The organism is Paenibacillus sp. PL2-23, assembly GCF_040834005.1.
In the GTDB taxonomy this organism is placed as follows: Bacteria; Bacillota; Bacilli; order Paenibacillales; family Paenibacillaceae; genus Pristimantibacillus.
The window spans coordinates 3,949,208-3,967,052 of the sequence record NZ_CP162129.1; the positions used below are offsets into that span (position 1 = coordinate 3,949,208).

Consider the following 17,845-nt stretch of genomic DNA (forward strand, 5'->3'; position numbering starts at 1 on the left):
AACTTCGCTGCGGACTACAACGAGATCACAAGCTCCGTTGAGCCGGAGAAGGCTTCCACCTCTACGAGGCCCTCCTCCGTCAGCTTGCCGCCCTGCGCGCCCGACGCCTGGCCCATGCCATGCAGCGATACGCGGAACGGCTTGCCTGCTCCTTCCGCCCTCACAATAACACGTGAGCCTTCCCGTACGGCTGTAACCGTCAGCTCCGTCTCGCCCTTCACATTCCGGACCGTACGCAGCGCTGGCTGGCCTTCCGCCAGCTGGTACAACGCAAGCTCTACGCCGCTGGCAAAGTCGTAATCTGGACGGTTGTCCACCGCTCCGCGAGGCAATATCGTGTTGGGACGAACGAACAGCGGCAGGCTGAAGAAGTCATAGCTTTCCTGCTTCCACTTGCCGCCCTCCACCGTCTCTCCCGTCAAGAGATGGGTCCAGGCGCCTTCCGGCAAGTAATAGGTCACTTCTCCACGCTCGCTGAATACAGGAGCAACAAGCAGCGAGTCGCCCAGCATATATTGACGGTCGAGCATCTCGGCGCCCGGATCCTGCGGGAATTCAAGGAACATCGCGCGCATCGTCGGAACACCCTTCTGCGTCGCATAGACGGCCGTGTCGAACAGGTACGGCATTAGGGAGCATTTCAGCTTCGTGTAGAAGCGTGTCACATCAACAGCTTCATCGTCATAAGCCCATGGCACGCGGTACGAGCTGCTGCCGTGCAGGCGGCTATGGCTGGACAGAAGGCCGAAGGCCAGCCAGCGCTTGAATACATGCGATGGCGCTGTATTCTCGAAGCCGCCGATGTCATGGCTCCAGAAGCCGAAGCCCGACAAGCCAAGCGACAAGCCGCCGCGAAGGCTCTCCGCCATCGACTCGTAATCGGCGTAGCAGTCGCCGCCCCAGTGAACCGGGAATTTCTGCCCCCCAACGGTAGCCGAACGCGCGAACAGCGCCGCCTCGTTCCTGCCCAGCTTCTCCTCAAGCACCTCGAATACAACCTTGTTGTACAGCTGCGTATAATAGTTGTGCATCTTCACCGGATTGGAGCCGTCGTGATAGACGACATCCGTCGGAATTCTTTCGCCGAAATCCGTTTTGAAGCTGTCGACGCCCATATCCACCAGCTCGCGAAGATAGCCTGCGAACCATTCGCATGCCTCCGGGTTGGTGAAGTCGACCAGTGCCATGCCTGGCTGCCACAGATTCCATTGCCATACGTCGCCATTAGGCTTCTTCACCAAATATCCGTTGCGCTTGCCCTCCTCGAACAGACGGGAGCGCTGTCCGATATAGGGATTGATCCAGACGCAAATCTTCAGCCCCTTCTCCTTCAGACGCTTCAGCATGCCGACAGGGTCCGGGAATACGCGCTCATCCCATTTGAAGTCCGTCCAGTGGAACTCGCGCATCCAGAAGCAATCGAAGTGGAATACGTGCAGGGGCAGATCTCGCTCCGCCATGCCGTCCACGAAGGAGTTCACTGTCGCCTCGTCGTAATTCGTTGTGAAGGACGTCGTCAGCCACAAGCCGAACGTCCATGCAGGCGGAAGCGCAGGCTTGCCAGTCAGCGCAGTATATTTATCCAGTACAGCCTTCGGCTCCGGTCCGTCAATGACAAAGTATTCAATCGTTTCGCCAGGAACGCTGAACTGCACCTTCTTCACCTTCTCCGAAGCAACCTCGAAGGATACGCCCGTAGGGTCGTTAACGAATACACCGTAGCCTTTGTTCGTCACGTAGAACGGTATGTTCTTGTAGGCTTGCTCCGAGCTTGTGCCGCCGTCCTTGTTCCAGATATCTACGACCTGGCCGTTTTTCACGAAGGAAGTAAACCGTTCGCCAAGGCCATATACCCACTCGCCAACGGTCAGATCCAGCTCCTCGCGCATAAATACCTCGCCCGCAGGATCCGTCACATGAGCCATCGACTTGAAGCCGCTGCCTGTGATGCGCTGCTCGCCGCGGAAGAAGTCAACCGTCCATTGCGCACCCTTGGAGACGCGAACGCTCAGATCGCCGCTTCTCAGCTCCGCATATGCTTCATTCTGTGTAATAACCGCGTGGCCGGCGGAGGTTGACAGCTCGAAGGCTGGACCATGATCCACCGTGCCTGCGAAGTGAGTCAGCTTCACGCCGATTACGCCAGGCATCGGAGAATGAAGCTGCACGGTAAGCAGGGTTGTATTGATCATATTGCCGCGTCCTTGAATTGGCGTCGTAGACACCGCTACGTTCAGCGTGCCGTCCTGCTCCCACATCTCATGAGCCTGAACGGCCATTGAGAGCGAATACCCTTCTCTAATCATCCAGTTGCCATCCGTAAATTTCATAAGCTATGCAACCGCCTTCCCATTATTTTGGTCACTATTCAAACCTTGATTACTTGCATTATACTGATAATATTGATACCAAACTAACATTATCCGATGTATTTATAACACGATCTTGATGAGGTGATGAGATTGGAGACCAGTGCAAGGCATTTGCTCAAGGAAAGCCGCACGCATGGCGATGAGCAGCATCCATTCGGCATGTATTGGCTGAATTACGGGCCCGGCGAGCATGTCATCGACTGCCATTGGCATGAGGAAGCGGAAATTTTCTACTGCATGCAGGGTGAAACCCTGTTCCAGGTCGATACCGACTACTTCCTCGTGCGCGCGGGGGAAGCCGTATTTGTGGATGGAGGCGATATACACGCCGCTCATGCCCACGGACGGGACGGCTGCTCGTTTTTCTCGCTGGTCTTCGACACCAATCTGCTTGCGAGCGCCAATTATGACGCCGTTCAAGAGAAGCTTGTCTTGCCGCTGGTGGAGCGGCGCGGCACCTTCCCGAGACATATAGCCGGAAGAGAGCCTTATGAATCCCAGCTGCTCCAGCACATTGCCGCTATGATGGAGAGCTGCAGGCAGCAGCCGGAAGGCTTCGAAGGCGCCGTCAAAGGCCGGCTGTATCTGATGCTGGCCGATCTTGCGGCCAGCGGCAAGCGAAGCAGCCGTATGGACAGCAGTCGAAGCGAGTCCTCCAAGATTGAACGGCTCAAGGCCGTCATCGCATATATCCAGCACAATTACGAGCGTCAGCTTCGATTATCCGAGCTGGCAGCCCTTATTCCCATGAGCGAGGGCCACTTCTCCCGCTTCTTCAAGTCTATGACCCGCCAAAGTCCGATGGATTACATCAACTCCTATCGGATTAGACAGGCGGCGGAGCTGCTGCGGGAGCAGGAACGCAAAATATCGGATATCGCGATGGAGGTCGGCTATGACAACATCAGCTATTTTATCCGGGTATTCCGCAAGGTCATGCACTGCTCCCCATCGGACTTCCGCAAGCGTCTGCCATCGCACGATCAGTGAATGCGGAGCCAGCTGATTGCCGTCTCGCCCTTCATGCTTACGTACACATCATGGCGCCCTGTTAGGGCTATCGCCTCTGCGGTAACCGTCGTCCATGCCTGGCGGCCGCCTGTTGGCGTTACCTTGCAAGTGAAGACTGGCGGACCGTCCGGCTGCTTCAAGGCTACGATCAGCTCGCCGCCCTGGATATGGCCGGACACTCTCGCCTCCAGACGCTTGGCTCCTTCCCCTTCTCCGAATTCCACGTCACGGAACACGATCCAGCCGCTGTCGCCCTTCAGCCGGACACTCTCGCCGCCCTCGCGGCATTCATCCACGAACACACCGGCATAGTCATCATAATTTACAGCTCTAACGGGCTCCCGAAGCGATCTAGGCGGTATAAGCTCGCCGTCGACCTGCAGCGTTTCCTCTAACAGAATCATGCTTGAGGACGAGCCGAGCATGAGTGTATAAGCTCCGCTTTCGACGCAATAACGATCCCGAGTCACATCCCAGATAGCAAGCTGGGATGCCTTCAGCGTGAGCTCCACCACCGCCTCGGCGCCCGCGGCAAGCTCTATTCGCTTAAAGCCGAGCAAAGTCTTGATGGGACGGGCAACTCGGGACGCGTTAGCCTTCACATAGAGCTGCGGAACCTCTCCGCCAGCCATAGCGCCGGTATTCCGAATCGTCACGGATACCGTCACCGAATCGCCTGCGCCGATCCGGCTTTGGCTGAGAGTCAGCCCTTCATAAGCGAAGGATGTATAGCTCAGTCCGTGGCCGAACGGATACAGCGCCTCACCGTCGAAATACTGATACGTCCGCTTGCCTTTTATAATGTCGTAATCCATCAGCTCCGGCAGCTGCCCGGCCGATTTGTACCAGGTCATGTTCAATCGCCCGGCGGGGCTGTAATCGCCGAACAGGGCATCCGCTATAGCATGGCCAAGCTCTTGGCCAGCATGGGAGGTGTACACAATCGCCGGCACATGCTCGTTCTCCCAGTTAACGGCGAAGGGATAACCGCCCACTATAACGACCACTGTATTGGGGTTTGCTTCATATACAGCGCGAATGAGCGCATGCTGCTCCGGCGGCAGCGTGATGTCGGGGCGGTCGACCGTCTCCTTGCCGTTAATGAACGGGCTGTTGCCTACGAGGACGATTGCCGTCTCCGCCGACCGAGCAGCATTGACCGCTGCCCCGATGCCGCTCTCAACAGTCTCGATGACCAGCTGAGCTGCGCTTGTCTCCGGCAGCTCATGCGGCACAACAAGCTGCTGACCACTGTTAAGCGCTACCGGCTTGCCTTCCCATGACCGCAACTCTACGCTGCCGTCCGCCAGCTCGGCGAACGCAAACGCCTCCTTCACGAACCAGCCGCGCGCTTCGTCGGATAAGGCGCGAAGCCCCGTGTCGCTTTCAGTCACATATTTCCCGCTGGCGACATCCCGAAGCGTGACGCTTCCCCAGCCCCAGTCGTTGCGCTCGAACAGCGATGCCTGGGCGGCGTCCATTGTGTCCGCCAGAAGCGCGGCGTCCTCCGATGCCGAAACGCGCACATATTGTCCCGTCGCAGCGGAACGAATACGGATCAGGTCCAGCCCCGAATGGAATGCCGCTCGGCCTCCCTCCAGCTTCTCCTTCACGCCCTGCAGAGGAGTTACGCGATACGGAGGCGTTCCGCTGTACCAATCCGTATAAGCAAAGTCCGCCAGCGGACCAACAACGGCAACGGAGCCGCTTTTGCCGCTAAGCGGCAGCAAGCCGTTGTTCTTGAGCAGAACAACGCCTTCGCGCGCTGCCCGCAGCGACAGAGCCGCATGCTCAGGCGCGCACAGCTTGGATTCCGGGACATCGCTGTAGGGGTTCCGCTCTGCGGGATCCCATTCGCCAAGCCGGATCCGAACCCGGAACGTATTGCGAAGCGCACGATCCAGATCCGCTTCCGCCAGCAGTCCTTGCTCCAAGGCGTCTCTTATCGCGCGTAAGGAGATGTCCTGATCATCGGTGATGCTGTCAATGCCGGCTTTAATAGAGCCAGCCACAGCTTCCGCGTAGGAATCCACATAATGATGATCCATGACGGTGCCAAGCACGTCTCCAGCATCTCCGACTACGAATCCGTCCATGCCCCATTCGTCCTTCACGATTCGCTGAACCTCTTGATTCAGATTGCACGGTATGCCGTTAACCCCGTTGTATGCTGTCATCATCGAGCCCGCTTTTCCTTCGCGGAACGGCATCTCGAACGCTTTCAAATAATATTCCCGCTGGTTTCTGGGATCAATGCTGACAGAAGCGCTGCCGCGATCGACCTCGTTGTTGTTGCCGTAGAAGTGCTTCAGCGTTGCGACCGACTTGTAATAGAACGGATGCTCGCCCTGCATGCCCTTGACCAGCTCAGTGGACAATCTTCCCGTTAGATACGGGTCCTCGCCATAGGCCTCCTCCGTTCTACCCCAGCGCGGATCGCGCTCCAGATCGACCGTCGGCGCCCAGATCGTCAAGCCGTTTATCTCGCGGTTGCGCTGATAATAGACGCGAGCCTCCTCGGCGATCACCGAGCCGATCTCACGCATCAGCTCCGGATTCCAGGTGCAAGCAAGCCCCGTATTCTGCGGGAATACGGTCGCCTCGCCCAGCCAGGCCACACCGTGAGCGCCCTCTGTTCCATGCTTATATTTCTGAATGCCAAGCCGAGGAATATCGGCCTGATATTGGCACATTAATTGAATTTTCTCGTCCAGCGTCAATCTCCCGATCAGATCGCTGACCCGCTCCTCAAGCGGCAAATCCGGGTTTTGAAATGGATGGTTCATCTCCCGCTCCCCCTGTCTATTTTTCCAAGATGATGCTTTCTGTTAGGCCCTACCTTATCATACTGTGTACTGGAAGCGCTTAAACACATACATAATTAGCCCTCTTTTCATATAAAAATCTGACAAAAAAGCGCGCGGCTTCTTAGAAGAAACCTCGCGCTTTCACTTTGTTAAGCATGGCTTGCCGTCTTGCGGTAGGCGGATGGCGATGTGCCTACATACTTCCTGAATTTGGTGTGAAAATAATCAACGTTCGTATAGCCGACCTTCTCCGCGACCTGATACACCTTCATACCTTCCTCCAGCAGCGTCTTGGCGTTTTCAATCCGGACCTTGTCCAGATACGTATTGAAATATTCGCCGGTCACGTTCTTGAACAGCTTGCCCAGATAAGCGCTGTTGTAGTTGAAGATGCCAGACAGCGTCTCCAGCTTCAGATTGTCGCTGAAATTGCGATGGATCAAATCCAGCATCATCTTCACCTCGCGGTGATTGCCGCCTTCGCCCAGCTGATTCATCATCTGCTCCAGGAAATGGCCCGCCTTCTCATAGACGCCCTTAACCGTATGCACCTTGTAAATTTCCGCGATATAATCCGCATACTCTTCGCTGCGGCTCTGCAGCTGAGGCGATTGCTTAAGCCCCTTGCCCAGAGTCGAGGTAAGCAGCTCCACGAAGCGGCGCTTCAGCTCCCCTTCATTCAGACCTTGGGCGATGAGGCTCTGGCCTGTCTGGCGAAGCAGCTGGAGCATCGTTTCCTTATTGCCTACCTCAAGCGCATAATAGAGCTGCTCCTTGCACAATTCTGCGTTTTTATGATCATCCGCTGCAGCCTGCTCCAGCGCCTTCTCGAGCTCCGGGCACAGAAGCTGGCCGTTACCGATAAAAAAATGCTTTCTGCTCAAGCTCCTTGCCGCCCCATAGGACTCCGCAATTTCCCCAAGCGTATGCACCTTCGGCCCCAGTGAAGCGGAGAACTCGATGTCCCATCGCTGCAGCTCGCGCTGAAGCTCCCGGTAGACCTCATCCTTCTCCACGCTCAGTATCGGCTCCTTCAGCAGTACGCCAATCTTGGCCTGATTACTGAATACGAAGCCCCGACCAGACTGCTCGAACATTTCCGCCAGCAGCCGCTGAAGCCCCTTCTGCGCGTCTATGTCCAGCTCCTCGCCCTCCTCCTTAGGCAGAAGCGTCAGCAATAGCACCTGGTAGCTGCTCCATAACAGCCCAAGCTGCTCCGCTTCCCTCTCCAGGCCTGAGCGGTCCTCTGCTGTTCCATTCAGCAGCGTGCGAATGAAGGTTTCCCTGCTCCATTCGCTGGTTGCCCGCTGCCAGCGCTCCGCGGCGCGATCCCGATCGATCTGCTCCTTGATCTTGGTCAGGTAGTCGATCAGCTCATCCTCGTCCACCGGCTTCATCAAATAGCCGTCCACACGGTGCGCCATCGCTTTCTTGGCGTAATCGAAATCCGCGTAGCCGCTTAAGATAAGCATATGCAGCCTTTCGTCGAGCGCGCGGAGCTGCCCTGCCAGCTGCAAGCCATCCATTCCGGGCATGCGAATGTCCGCGATGACCAGCTCGGGCCGGATCGTTTTATATTTGTCCAGCGCCTCGTTACCGTTCGCTGCCGTATCCATTACGGTGAATCCGTAAGAAGGCCAATCAATCACAGCGCGCAAGCCTTCCCTCTGCTTCGGCTCGTCGTCGACAATTAGCACTTTAATCATACTGATTCCTCCCGCTTACTATAAGCTAAAATATGCGCATATGAAGCGATTTCAAGCTATTATACTGAAATGAACCGCTTTCAAGCAAACATTATCTTGTTCATTTATTGCACTATTTTGATGCAACTAACGCCTATTCGTTTTCAAAGCAGCCTATGCTCATACAAAAACGGCAATCCGTCACCCAACCGCAGCGAGGATTGCCATTGCTTGCACCATCTACTATTTAGGAGCCCGTTCAAATCGGAACCAGCCAAAGTCAAAGCAGCTGCCCGGCAGGAAGAGGAAGGTTGCCTTCTGCTCCCCGGTTACCCGCTCCAGCTGGAATGTCCGTTCCTCGTACGCGTTCGATTGTCCGAACTCCACCAGCTGGCTGGACTCGCCATCAGGGCCGGCAAATCGGATTTGAATGGTATTTTTATCAATAGGCGATCTGCCGCATATGACCAGCTTAGAGGCACCATCACTTTCAAAATCCAAATACTGAAATTCCAGCGAGACATTGTTCCCGACGCTCCTCAGCAACAGTAAACGTGTCGCCATAGATTCGGTCGCACGATGCGGCGGCATTCCGTTGGAAGGCGCGATTCTGCCTTTCAAACGCAAAGCCCTTCAAATGCACCTTCTGGCGCAGCACAAAGCAGATGGATGTTATCCCCCTCAGCCGTTTGGCCAAGCGATACGTCTCCTCCTGGTATACATTCCATCTCGAGGGCTTCTGATACACAACATCGGCGACCATACTGCTGCCCTCCTCGTCCGGCATCCCTTCCCATATCTGCAGCGAATAAGGCTCGTCCGACAAGGCGAAGATCGGTATCGTTATTGTATCGGAGCCGTACGGACCGAAGTCGATATCGCGGTATCCGACCTGCGTCTCGCCGTCCCTGCTGGTCGCTACGCCGCGCTCGTTGCCGTTGCCGATCTCTCCCTTGCCATAATCGTATAATCCGGCCGATATGAAGCCATAGGGATCCTTGTAGGCGGTCCCCAGCCCCGATGCCTGAAATTCCAGCTGCGAGATAAGCTTTGTCTTCTCCGTTCCGTTCCGGCTTGTGCAGCGGAGGCGGAAGGAGCCGTCGCCAATTGCCGTAACCTTGGCGGCAAGACCGTTCGCTTCGACCTTTGCTAGATTGGAATCGATACCCTCGTCCGTTACAACCCGCCATTCCACATCGCGATAGGATGTGTTGGCCGGCCATAGCCTCGCCTCCACAGTCAGCTCTCTTATGGTCTCGTCGAACCTCTGGCCCTGGCGGCTTATCAATTCAATTTTGCGCAGCGGCATCTCCTCCGCGTGTCCCGTTAAAAGCGGCAGCGCAGCATGCACAGCGTCCGCGGATACCCCCGCCTGCACATGCAAGGCTTGACGGGAGAGAAAAGTTGCCGTAACGGAGGACATCCCCTCCGAGTGGACCGTCACGCCGATTGTGCCGGGCTGAAGCGTCGATCCGATAATGGCCATGAGCTTACCGCTGAATAGACGCCTGCTTACTCCTTTGTATGGATCATAGTCCGTGCTGTCGCCATTGTCCAGACCAAGAAGCCGCCCTGGACCCGACACCTCTACACGAACGCGGTTGTTGGCGTTGTCAACGGAATTGCCCTCCCTGTCCAGCATGCCAATTTCGACAAAAAGCAAATCTTGCCCGTCGGCAGCCAGCTCCTCCTTGTCCGCGAGCAGACAGATTGAAGCTGCGTCGCCGAAGGAGCATCTGGCATCCGTTGCAATGACAACGCCGTTCTCGTCGTAAGCGATCGCACGCAGCTCTCCAGCTCTGTAAGGCACCTTCCACCAGCCAACAATTTGTGTGCCATGCTTATGATGGGTGTGGAACACTCCCTCGCTGCTGCCATTCACAAGCAGCTCCACCTTAGGCGCATTGGAGCAGACGCGGACGTCGATCAGTTGACCGTCATTGAAATCCCAATAAGGGAAAATATGCACCATGGGCGCTTCCCGATAATCGGTCCATGCCGATTGATAGATGTAATAGGAATCCTTCGGGAAGGTAGCGGTATCGATTTGGCCGAAATAGCTGTTCTTCGTATGATAGGGAGTCGGCTCTCCGATATAGTCGAAGCCCGTCCATAGAAATTGGCCCAGGGAGAACGATGTGTCCCGCTCCGCAATAATGCAGGCTTCCGCGGATTTCGCGCCCCAGCTGGTGGAGCTGTTGCCAAGCGCCGAGCACTGCTCGTCGTCGTCAGCGAGAATAGACTTGTCGAAAGGAAAATGATAAACGCCGCGGCTCTGCACGACGGAAGCCGTCTCGCTGCCGTAGATGATCCAGTCGGGATGCTCCTCGTGATGCCGGCGATAATATTTCTCCGCATAGTTATAGCCTGCCAGCTTGACGATATCCGCGCACTTCCTCGCGTTCTCCCATGGCATATAATTGGAGCCAATCGTCGGCCTTGCGTTTTCCTTCATATCGAACTCCCGAACATACCCGGCCAGCAGGCGAGTCAGCTCCTGGCCTCGCTCGTCAGCATGTGTGTCGTAGATTTTATTACCAATGCTCCACATCAGCAAGCTTGGATGATTGCGGTCGCGCAGCACCCAGCTTCTTGCGTCGCGGTATGCCCAATCCGCGAAAAACCTTGCAAAATCATAAGGCGTCTTCGGACGCTCCCACATGTCGTACAATTCGGAGACAACGAACAGCCCCATCTCATCCGCCAGCTCCATCAGCTCCGGCGCAGGCACATTATGCGCCGTGCGGATCGCGTTAACGCCCATCCTCTTCAGGATATCGAATCTTCTTCGCAGCGCCTGCTTGTTGAACGCGGCTCCAAGCGAGCCGAGGTCGTGATGCTCGCAGACCCCGTTCAGCTTCATGCGTACTCCGTTCACTCGAAGTCCGAGCTCGGGATTCATATCGATGAAGCGGAAGCCGATATGCTGCGTAATCGTCTCCAAGAGCGCGCCTTTGGAGCCGGCTGCGCTCAGCGTCGTCACAAGCTGATATAAGCTTGGAGAAGCCGGACTCCAGAGCTGTGGAGCGTGCACCGTCAGCGTCTGAATGTCGCGTTGGTGGGGGCTTTCGCCTCTGTCGACCCTCTGCTCGCTCTTCGCGACCGGCTGACCATTGTACAGGATGCGATGCTCCAGGATCGCTCCCATCTCGGCTCTCACATCCGTCTCGACCTCAACACTCCAGGCCTCATCCCGCTGCTGGATGGAGACGTATATGCCGTCTGTCTCGATATAGTGGCTGCCTCTAGTCTTCAGCCAGACATTGCGATAAATGCCCGCTCCCGAATACCAGCGGCTGTTCGGACTTTGATACGTGACTTTGACAAGTATTTCGTTCTCGCCCTGAACAAGGGCGTCTGTGATGTCGTGCTCGAAGGAGGTATAGCCATTCTTCCACTCGCCGACAAAGCCTCCGTTCACATACACCGCCGAATCCATATATACCCCGTCAAAATAGAGCAGCAGCCTCTGCCCTTCCATCTCCGGATTCAGGACAAAAGATTTACAATACCAGCCGATGCCGTTTTCGTACAACGCCGTCGTCTGATAGATCAGCCAATCATGCGGCAGATCGACCGGCTTGAAGCTGAGGCCGCCGCTATCCAAGGTGTCCAACCCGCTCTTGGCGAACTTCCATCCATCATTAAATAACGTCTTCGTATTCATCGGGCTTGCCCCCTTCTAAACACTTCCATGTATAACCTCTATAGTAGCACGTAATATGACCCGCAAGAAAAAAATAAAAAAGCCGCTCATCCGATACATAATCGGATAAGCGGCTTCTCTCGCTTCAAGCCGGGCGATCGATACGGCCCAGCGCTTCGTCTGTAATGCGCCGGATATCAACCGTGGATACAATTTCATCATTCACCATGTCCGGCAAAATATGATTCAAAAAGTAGCGAACGCAATGCAAATCGATATGATTGATTTTGATGAGCGCATCGCGGTACATTTTGATAAATTCCTTCTCCGTATTGCCCCGCCGGAGCTCGGCGAACGCCTCGTACACCTGGTCCAGCTTATCGGCGACCTCCAGAATAAGCCCCTCTACGGAATCGTCCTTGCCCTCCCGAAGCTGGTTATGGAAGATGGACTTGAACTCGTCCGGTATATGCTCCTCGATGAAGTTGTATACCATACCCTCTTCAACCTGCTGGATCAGCTTCCGCAATTCGGGGGACGAATGCTTGACTGGCGTCTTGATATCGCCGATGAAGATTTCCCCGTAGTCATGGCTGCTCGTAATTTCATACAGCTTCTTCCAATCAATCGTGACGCCGTTTCGTTCCTCAATATCGGCCAGCGTCTTGGCATACTGCACGACCTTCCATGAATGGGCGGCAACGCTATGCTCTTCAAATTTGAATTTGCCGGGACAGCGAATGATCCGTTCCAATTCATTTAAAGAGCGAAAGTAATAATGAATACCCATGAACCATTCCTCCTCCGTTCTCCGGTGCAGGAATAGCATACGACACAATTGTAAAGTTCAATTGAAAGAATTGATAAGCTTACGTTAAAACTTTAGCTGATCAAAGAGACCAGGCTTCTGAACTCCAGCTCCTCGAACTTGCTGAGCACCATTTCCCGTTCGTAGCACCAGCCGCAAGCTGCGAGCTCCGCCGCAAGGGGAGCATCTCTGCGGATGGTGGCCAGGTCGCGGGACAAATGCAGCATGTCCAGATCCGCTTCGATCTTTGCGCGAATCGTCTTGGAGACCGCATCGAGGTTCGCCAGCAATCCTTCAATGGAGCCATGCTCCAGAATGAGCTTCAGCGCTGTTTTTTCGCCGATGCCCTTCACGCCGGGATAGTTGTCGCTTGTATCGCCCATCAGCCCTTTGAGGTCGATAATTTGCAGAGGCGTAAGCTGACGCTCCTCCAGAAGGACAGCCGGCGTATACACCATATAGTTGCCGATGCCTTTTTTCATAATGGCTACAGACACCCGGTCATCCACAAGCTGCAGCATATCATGGTCTCCCGTTACGATCACGATGTCAGCCTGATCCTTGAACATCATGGACAGCGTACCGATACAATCATCCGCTTCGTAGCCCTCGATGCCGAGATTAGGCACATTGAAGCTGGCGACAACCTCCTTCACCAGCTCGAACTGCGGTATAAGATCCTCCGGCGCATCGGGACGATTCGACTTGTACCCGTCGTATTGCTCCGTCCGGAATGTCTTGCTTCCCATATCCCAGCAGCATATCACATGCGTTGGATCAAATTTGCTAATGGCATCCATGAAATACCGGACAAAACCATGCACCGCGTTGACGGGCACTCCCGCGCTTGTCCTTCTGATGCTGCCTGTGAACGAGGTTGCAAAGTATGCCCGGAACAATATAGCCATTCCGTCCACTAATAACAGCCTTTGTTGGCTCATTGTGCTGATCCGCCCCCTTCTATCTTTGCGCTCATTATATCACATGCTCGCCTCTGATGAAGCGTCCAATTCGTGCCGCCGCTTCCAGCAGCCTCTCCTCCGATTCCACAAGCGCGATGCGCACGTAGCCCTCTCCCTCTTGGCCAAAGGCTTCGCCAGGCACAACAACAACACCTGTCGCCTTGAGCATTTCCTGGGAAATGGTTCTCGAGGTCCATGGCGTCCCTAAGTCCCAGGACATGGACGGCAGCTTCGCCCATACGAACATCGTGGCGGCTGGCATATCCACAGCCCACCCCTCCGATCGCAGCGCATGCACAAAGCTGTTGCGCCGACGCTCGTACAGGGCTCCAGCTTTGACGTAAGCTGGATTCGACATCGCCTACTGCAAAGCGACGACAGCCGCCTCCTGCACGGGATCAAAAGCGCCATAATCAATATTCGCCTTAAGCTCTCTGAGCGCGCCTACCGCCTCAGCGTTGCCGACCAGGAAGCCGAGGCGGCAGCCCGCCATGTTGAAGCTCTTCGACATGGAATGGAACTCCACGGCCTGCGCCATGGCTCCCGGCACCTGCAAGACGCTGGGCGGCTCCATGCCGTCAAAGCCCATTTCGGAATAGGCCAGATCGTGTACAACCAGCACTCCATGCTCCCGCGCCTTATTCACCAGCTCCTCGAAAAAGCTGAGGCTGGCAACCGCGGACAGCGGATTGTTGGGATAATTGAGCAAAATAAATTTGGCCCGCTTCCAGGCCTCATCGGTGATCGCGTCCAGGTCGGGCATGAAGCCCTTGTCCGCCCGCAGCGGCATCGAAATCGGCTCCACACCAGCCAGCGCAAGCGAGGCGGCGTATATCGGATACCCGGGATCCGGAAGCAACGCCGCATCGCCGGGATCACACAAAGCCATAGCCAGATGAGCTAGTCCGTCCTGTGAACCAAGCAGCGTGAGAATTTCACTTTCTGGATCAGCATCAACCCCGAACCGATGCTTCATCCAGGCAGCGGCTGCTTCCTTAAACGGCATGCCGGCTTTGGTAGCGGGATAGGCGTACATATCCGTCCGCAGCGCGGCGTCGGCTAGCGCTCGCCGAACCGCCTCCGACGGCGGCTGATCCGGGCTTCCAATGCCGAGATCAATCATATCGGTGCCATTGGCGGCAGCTGCCCGCTTCCAGGCCGCCACCTCCGAGAAGATGGAGGAGCCGAGCTGCGACAGCCTGTGTGATCTCCACGTTTTACCCGATGGCTCATCCTCGCAGAAGCCTTTATTCCCTCTGTTATTCATGACCGCCCCATTGCTGCTCGAACAGCTCCTCCTTGTACCCAACCGTAACCTTCTTGCCGTCAGTAACGATTGGACGCTTAATCAGCATGCCATGCTGTGACAGCAAATCCAGCTTCTCCTCCTCCGACATGGCAGGCAGCTTGTCCTTCAGTCCCAGCTCGCGATAGACCTCGCCAGACGTGTTGAACAGCTTTTTAATATCCATACCGCTGATCGCAAGCAGCTCCTTCAGCTCCTTTGCAGAAGGCGTATCGTTAACGATATCCCTCGTGGTCACCTCATTGCCTTTGGCCTTCAGCGATTTCACCGCCGCTCTGCATGTACTGCATTTCGGATATTCAATAATGGTCACTTTATTCCCCATAATAGCTCCCAATAACCCCTTTCTATGCTCCAGCTTCCAGCGAAGCTGGAGGCTGGCGCCTGACTGCGCATGTCGATTAAACTTGCGAAAGCAGCTGCTCCAGATGAGCAAGCTCCGCAGGAAGCGCCGCCGTCCACTCCATTCTAACCCTCAGCATAGGATGCGTTAGACCCAGCGTCTCCGCATGGAGCGCCTGGCGCCCGACGGCTGACTCCCATTCCGCCACGCCATTCTCGCCGGGACCATACAACTTGTCGCCGATGAGCGGACAGCCAACGTGCTTCATATGAACGCGGATCTGATGCGTTCGCCCCGTCTCAAGCTTCAGCCTGACAGAAGACGCAGCTAGCCCGCTGTCGCCCTTGTAGCTTCTCATTACCTCATACCGTGTAAGGGAAGGATAACCTTCCGGAGTGACCACGCGCAGATGCGGCTGCTCCTTGTCGCGGTCAATCGGCTCGTCCACAACGCCCGATTGCTCGGGAGGGACACCATATACATAAGCGCGATACAGCTTCGTCATTTCGCCCGCTTGCAGCTGCTCGGACAGCTGCTGGTGCACGTAGCCCGTTTTGGCTATGGCGACCAGCCCCGACGTTTCTTCATCGAGTCTGTGGATGGGCCTGAATCGGACCTTCTCCCCCTTGTCCAGCCAATGCCTGACCACGCCGTTCGCCAGCGTGCCGGTATAATGGCCATGCGTCGGATGCACGATCATGCCTGCCGGCTTGTTCACGATCAGCAGGTACTCATCCTCATACACAATATCCAGCGGTATGGGCTGAGGGAGAATGTCGTCGGACTGCTCCCGCTCCATCCGAAGCCGAATGATGTCGCCGGCCGCCACTTTGGCATTCGTGTAGACTCGCTGCTCGTTAACGGTCAGTCCATGCTCCGTCAGCTTGACCTGAGAGAGCAGCTTCCTTGATACGCCGAGCCTGCGCTCCAGCACCTTCCGGACTTCCTTGCCCGCGTCTTCGGCAGCCACTTTCACGACAAGCGGCGCGTAATACTGTTCGTTGATGTCCAATTCCGCCGCCACCTTACGATTGCTTTTTCCGCTTGCGGAACACTTCCGCGCTTCTAACATATTCCGTATCCGGCACGTTCAGCTTTGCGTTGGCGACACGAGCCGCCGCAAAGAAGAAATCAGACAGCCGATTGATATAGATCAGCACCTCTTCGTTAATGGCATGCTGCCGCGAGAGGGTGACGATCCGGCGTTCCGCCCTGCGGCATACGGTACGGCATACATGCAGCGCCGATGACACAGCGCTCCCTCCGGGCAGAATGAAGCGTGTAACCTCAGGCGCTTCCTCTATGTACCGATCAATCCATCCTTCCAGCCGCGCGGACGGTTCTCCATCCATCTTGTAAGGCGTGCCTTCCTTCGCATACGCCAGATCGGAGCCGCAGTCGAACAGCTCCTGCTGGATGTCTACGAGCCAGCCTGCCAGCTCCTCCAGCCCCTTATGCTTCGCCGCTTCAGCCTGCGCGACGCCGACGAAGCAGTTCAGCTCGTCGATCGTTCCATACGCCTCCACTCTCGCGTCATCCTTGCTCACTCTCCCGCCAATTAACGAGGTTTCGCCCTTGTCGCCTGTTTTGGTATATAGTCGCATATGTCTCCTCCTTCATCTTATGATCCGCATAGCACAACAGCAGGCAGGAATCGATCCCGGCCTGCTGCTGTTCAACTTAGCCTTGCTTCAATTTGTAGACGAACTGTCCAATTCTCTCCAGCGCCTCAGTCAGCTGAGTGACGGAGGTCGCATAAGAGCAGCGAAGATGCCCTTCGCCGCCAAGGCCGAATACATCGCCAGGAACGGCGGCGACACCGCCCTCCTCCAGCAGACGCTGGGCGAACTGCTCGCTCGTCAGCCCAGTCGATGCAATCGACGGGAACGCGTAGAACGCTCCTTGCGGCTCATGGCATTCCAGCCCGATATCCCGGAAGCCCTTCACCACGAGACGTCGTCTCTGGTTGTAGGACTCCACCATCCTGTCCTTCTCCTCCAGACCATTCTGCAGCGCTTCAAGAGCAGCGTATTGTGCCATGATCGGTGCGCACATCACGGTGTACTGGTGAATTTTGAGCATTGCTCCGATCAGATCGGTATGGCCGCATGCATAGCCCATACGCCAGCCTGTCATTGCGAACGCCTTGGAGAAGCCGCTGACGAGAATGGTGCGATCCTTCATCCCCGGCATTGCGGCAAAGCTGACATGCTTGGAGCCATAAGTCAGCTCCGCGTAGATTTCATCGGAAATGACGATCAGATCGTTCTCCTCGACGACCTTCGCAATAGGCAGCCAATCCTCGTAGGTCATAGTGCCGCCTGTCGGATTGCTTGGATAACAGAGGATAAGCACCTTGGACTTCGGTGTAATCGCTGCCTTAAGCTGGTCGGCCCGCAGCTTGAAGTTATCCGCCGCGAACGTCTCGATTCCTACCGCCACGCCTCCGCTAAGTGAAGTAATGGGGGAGTACGAGATATAACAAGGCTCCGGAATAAGAATTTCATCTCCCGGAGTAATGAGTGCCCGAAGCGCCAGGTCGATAGCTTCGCTGCCGCCGACCGTGACGATAATCTCATTCGCGGGATTGTATTCCACCTCGAATGAATCGTTCAGATATTGCCCGATAGCCCCGCGCAGCTCCGGCATTCCTGCGTTGGACGTATATTGTGTCTTGCCCGTCTCCAGCGCGTAGACAGCCGCTTCCCTCACATGCCACGGCGTTACGAAGTCAGGCTCCCCGACGCCTAATGTAATGATGTCCTTGCGGGAGCTGACCAAATCAAAAAACCGACGGATTCCCGACGGTTTGATGCCTCGAACGAGAGGAGACAAGTAGTCGGCCATCGATTCTCGCCGCACAGGGACGGATTGTTCCGAATCCTCTTTGATCATCGCCATCACC

At 55.9% G+C, this 17,845-nt stretch carries 10 protein-coding genes and 2 pseudogenes; 1 reads left to right on the plus strand and 11 read right to left on the minus strand.

The window, feature by feature from the left end; translation table 11 throughout:
* Nucleotides 1-14: 14 nt before the first annotated feature.
* Complete coding sequence (yicI, locus tag AB1S56_RS17325) at nucleotides 15-2,330, minus strand: alpha-xylosidase (RefSeq protein ID WP_340868176.1); 2,316 nt, start codon at nucleotides 2,328-2,330, stop codon at nucleotides 15-17.
* A gap of 132 nt (nucleotides 2,331-2,462) precedes the next feature.
* On the opposite strand from yicI, the gene AB1S56_RS17330 reads away from it, so the two are divergent.
* On the plus strand, nucleotides 2,463-3,362 hold the full coding sequence (locus AB1S56_RS17330) for an AraC family transcriptional regulator (RefSeq protein WP_340868178.1): 900 nt from the start codon (nucleotides 2,463-2,465) through the stop codon (nucleotides 3,360-3,362).
* Here AB1S56_RS17330 and AB1S56_RS17335 read toward each other — a convergent pair.
* The 10 genes and pseudogenes from AB1S56_RS17335 to AB1S56_RS17380 all read right to left on the minus strand — a co-directional run bounded on the left by AB1S56_RS17335 (nucleotide 3,356) and on the right by AB1S56_RS17380 (nucleotide 17,835).
* Nucleotides 3,356-6,169, minus strand: coding sequence for a glycoside hydrolase family 3 C-terminal domain-containing protein (locus AB1S56_RS17335; protein ID WP_340868180.1), 2,814 nt, complete (start codon nucleotides 6,167-6,169; stop codon nucleotides 3,356-3,358). The two genes, AB1S56_RS17330 and AB1S56_RS17335, sit on opposite strands and share 7 nt — an antisense overlap.
* A gap of 170 nt (nucleotides 6,170-6,339) precedes the next feature.
* Nucleotides 6,340-7,896, minus strand: coding sequence for a response regulator transcription factor (locus AB1S56_RS17340; RefSeq protein ID WP_340868181.1), 1,557 nt, complete (start codon nucleotides 7,894-7,896; stop codon nucleotides 6,340-6,342).
* Between the two features lie 222 nt (nucleotides 7,897-8,118).
* A pseudogene (locus tag AB1S56_RS17345) lies at nucleotides 8,119-11,542 on the minus strand (sugar-binding domain-containing protein).
* Between the two features lie 124 nt (nucleotides 11,543-11,666).
* Nucleotides 11,667-12,311, minus strand: coding sequence for a YfbR-like 5'-deoxynucleotidase (locus tag AB1S56_RS17350; RefSeq protein WP_340868182.1), 645 nt, complete (start codon nucleotides 12,309-12,311; stop codon nucleotides 11,667-11,669).
* A 92-nt stretch (nucleotides 12,312-12,403) separates the two neighbouring features.
* Nucleotides 12,404-13,270: a 5'-3' exonuclease H3TH domain-containing protein gene (locus AB1S56_RS17355; RefSeq protein ID WP_340868183.1), complete on the minus strand. Its 867-nt coding sequence runs from the start codon at nucleotides 13,268-13,270 to the stop codon at nucleotides 12,404-12,406.
* A 34-nt stretch (nucleotides 13,271-13,304) separates the two neighbouring features.
* Nucleotides 13,305-14,558 (minus strand): annotated as a pseudogene (locus tag AB1S56_RS17360) (aminotransferase class I/II-fold pyridoxal phosphate-dependent enzyme).
* Nucleotides 14,551-14,922, minus strand: coding sequence for an arsenate reductase family protein (locus AB1S56_RS17365; RefSeq protein WP_340868184.1), 372 nt, complete (start codon nucleotides 14,920-14,922; stop codon nucleotides 14,551-14,553). Before AB1S56_RS17365 ends, AB1S56_RS17360 begins: the two are co-directional and overlap by 8 nt.
* Nucleotides 14,923-14,998: 76 nt before the next feature.
* Nucleotides 14,999-15,946, minus strand: coding sequence for an RluA family pseudouridine synthase (locus tag AB1S56_RS17370; RefSeq protein ID WP_340868517.1), 948 nt, complete (start codon nucleotides 15,944-15,946; stop codon nucleotides 14,999-15,001).
* 19 nt (nucleotides 15,947-15,965) lie between these two features.
* A complete protein-coding gene (locus AB1S56_RS17375; RefSeq protein ID WP_340868186.1) occupies nucleotides 15,966-16,544 on the minus strand; it encodes a cob(I)yrinic acid a,c-diamide adenosyltransferase in 579 nt (192 codons plus the stop codon).
* Between the two features lie 76 nt (nucleotides 16,545-16,620).
* On the minus strand, nucleotides 16,621-17,835 hold the full coding sequence (locus tag AB1S56_RS17380) for an aminotransferase class I/II-fold pyridoxal phosphate-dependent enzyme (RefSeq protein ID WP_340868187.1): 1,215 nt from the start codon (nucleotides 17,833-17,835) through the stop codon (nucleotides 16,621-16,623).
* Between the last annotated feature and the right edge of the window lie 10 nt (nucleotides 17,836-17,845).

Excerpts from the sequence above, each read along its gene's own strand:
- AB1S56_RS17355 (WP_340868183.1), bottom strand. The coding sequence starts at position 13,270 with ATGAGCCAACAAAGGCTGTTATTAGTGGACGGAATGGCTATATTGTTC.
- AB1S56_RS17350 (WP_340868182.1), bottom strand. The coding sequence starts at position 12,311 with ATGGGTATTCATTATTACTTTCGCTCTTTAAATGAATTGGAACGGATC.
- yicI (WP_340868176.1), bottom strand. The coding sequence starts at position 2,330 with ATGAAATTTACGGATGGCAACTGGATGATTAGAGAAGGGTATTCGCTC.
- AB1S56_RS17380 (WP_340868187.1), bottom strand. The coding sequence starts at position 17,835 with ATGATCAAAGAGGATTCGGAACAATCCGTCCCTGTGCGGCGAGAATCG.
- AB1S56_RS17335 (WP_340868180.1), bottom strand. The coding sequence starts at position 6,169 with ATGAACCATCCATTTCAAAACCCGGATTTGCCGCTTGAGGAGCGGGTC.
- AB1S56_RS17365 (WP_340868184.1), bottom strand. The coding sequence starts at position 14,922 with ATGGGGAATAAAGTGACCATTATTGAATATCCGAAATGCAGTACATGC.
- AB1S56_RS17340 (WP_340868181.1), bottom strand. The coding sequence starts at position 7,896 with ATGATTAAAGTGCTAATTGTCGACGACGAGCCGAAGCAGAGGGAAGGC.
- AB1S56_RS17375 (WP_340868186.1), bottom strand. The coding sequence starts at position 16,544 with ATGCGACTATATACCAAAACAGGCGACAAGGGCGAAACCTCGTTAATT.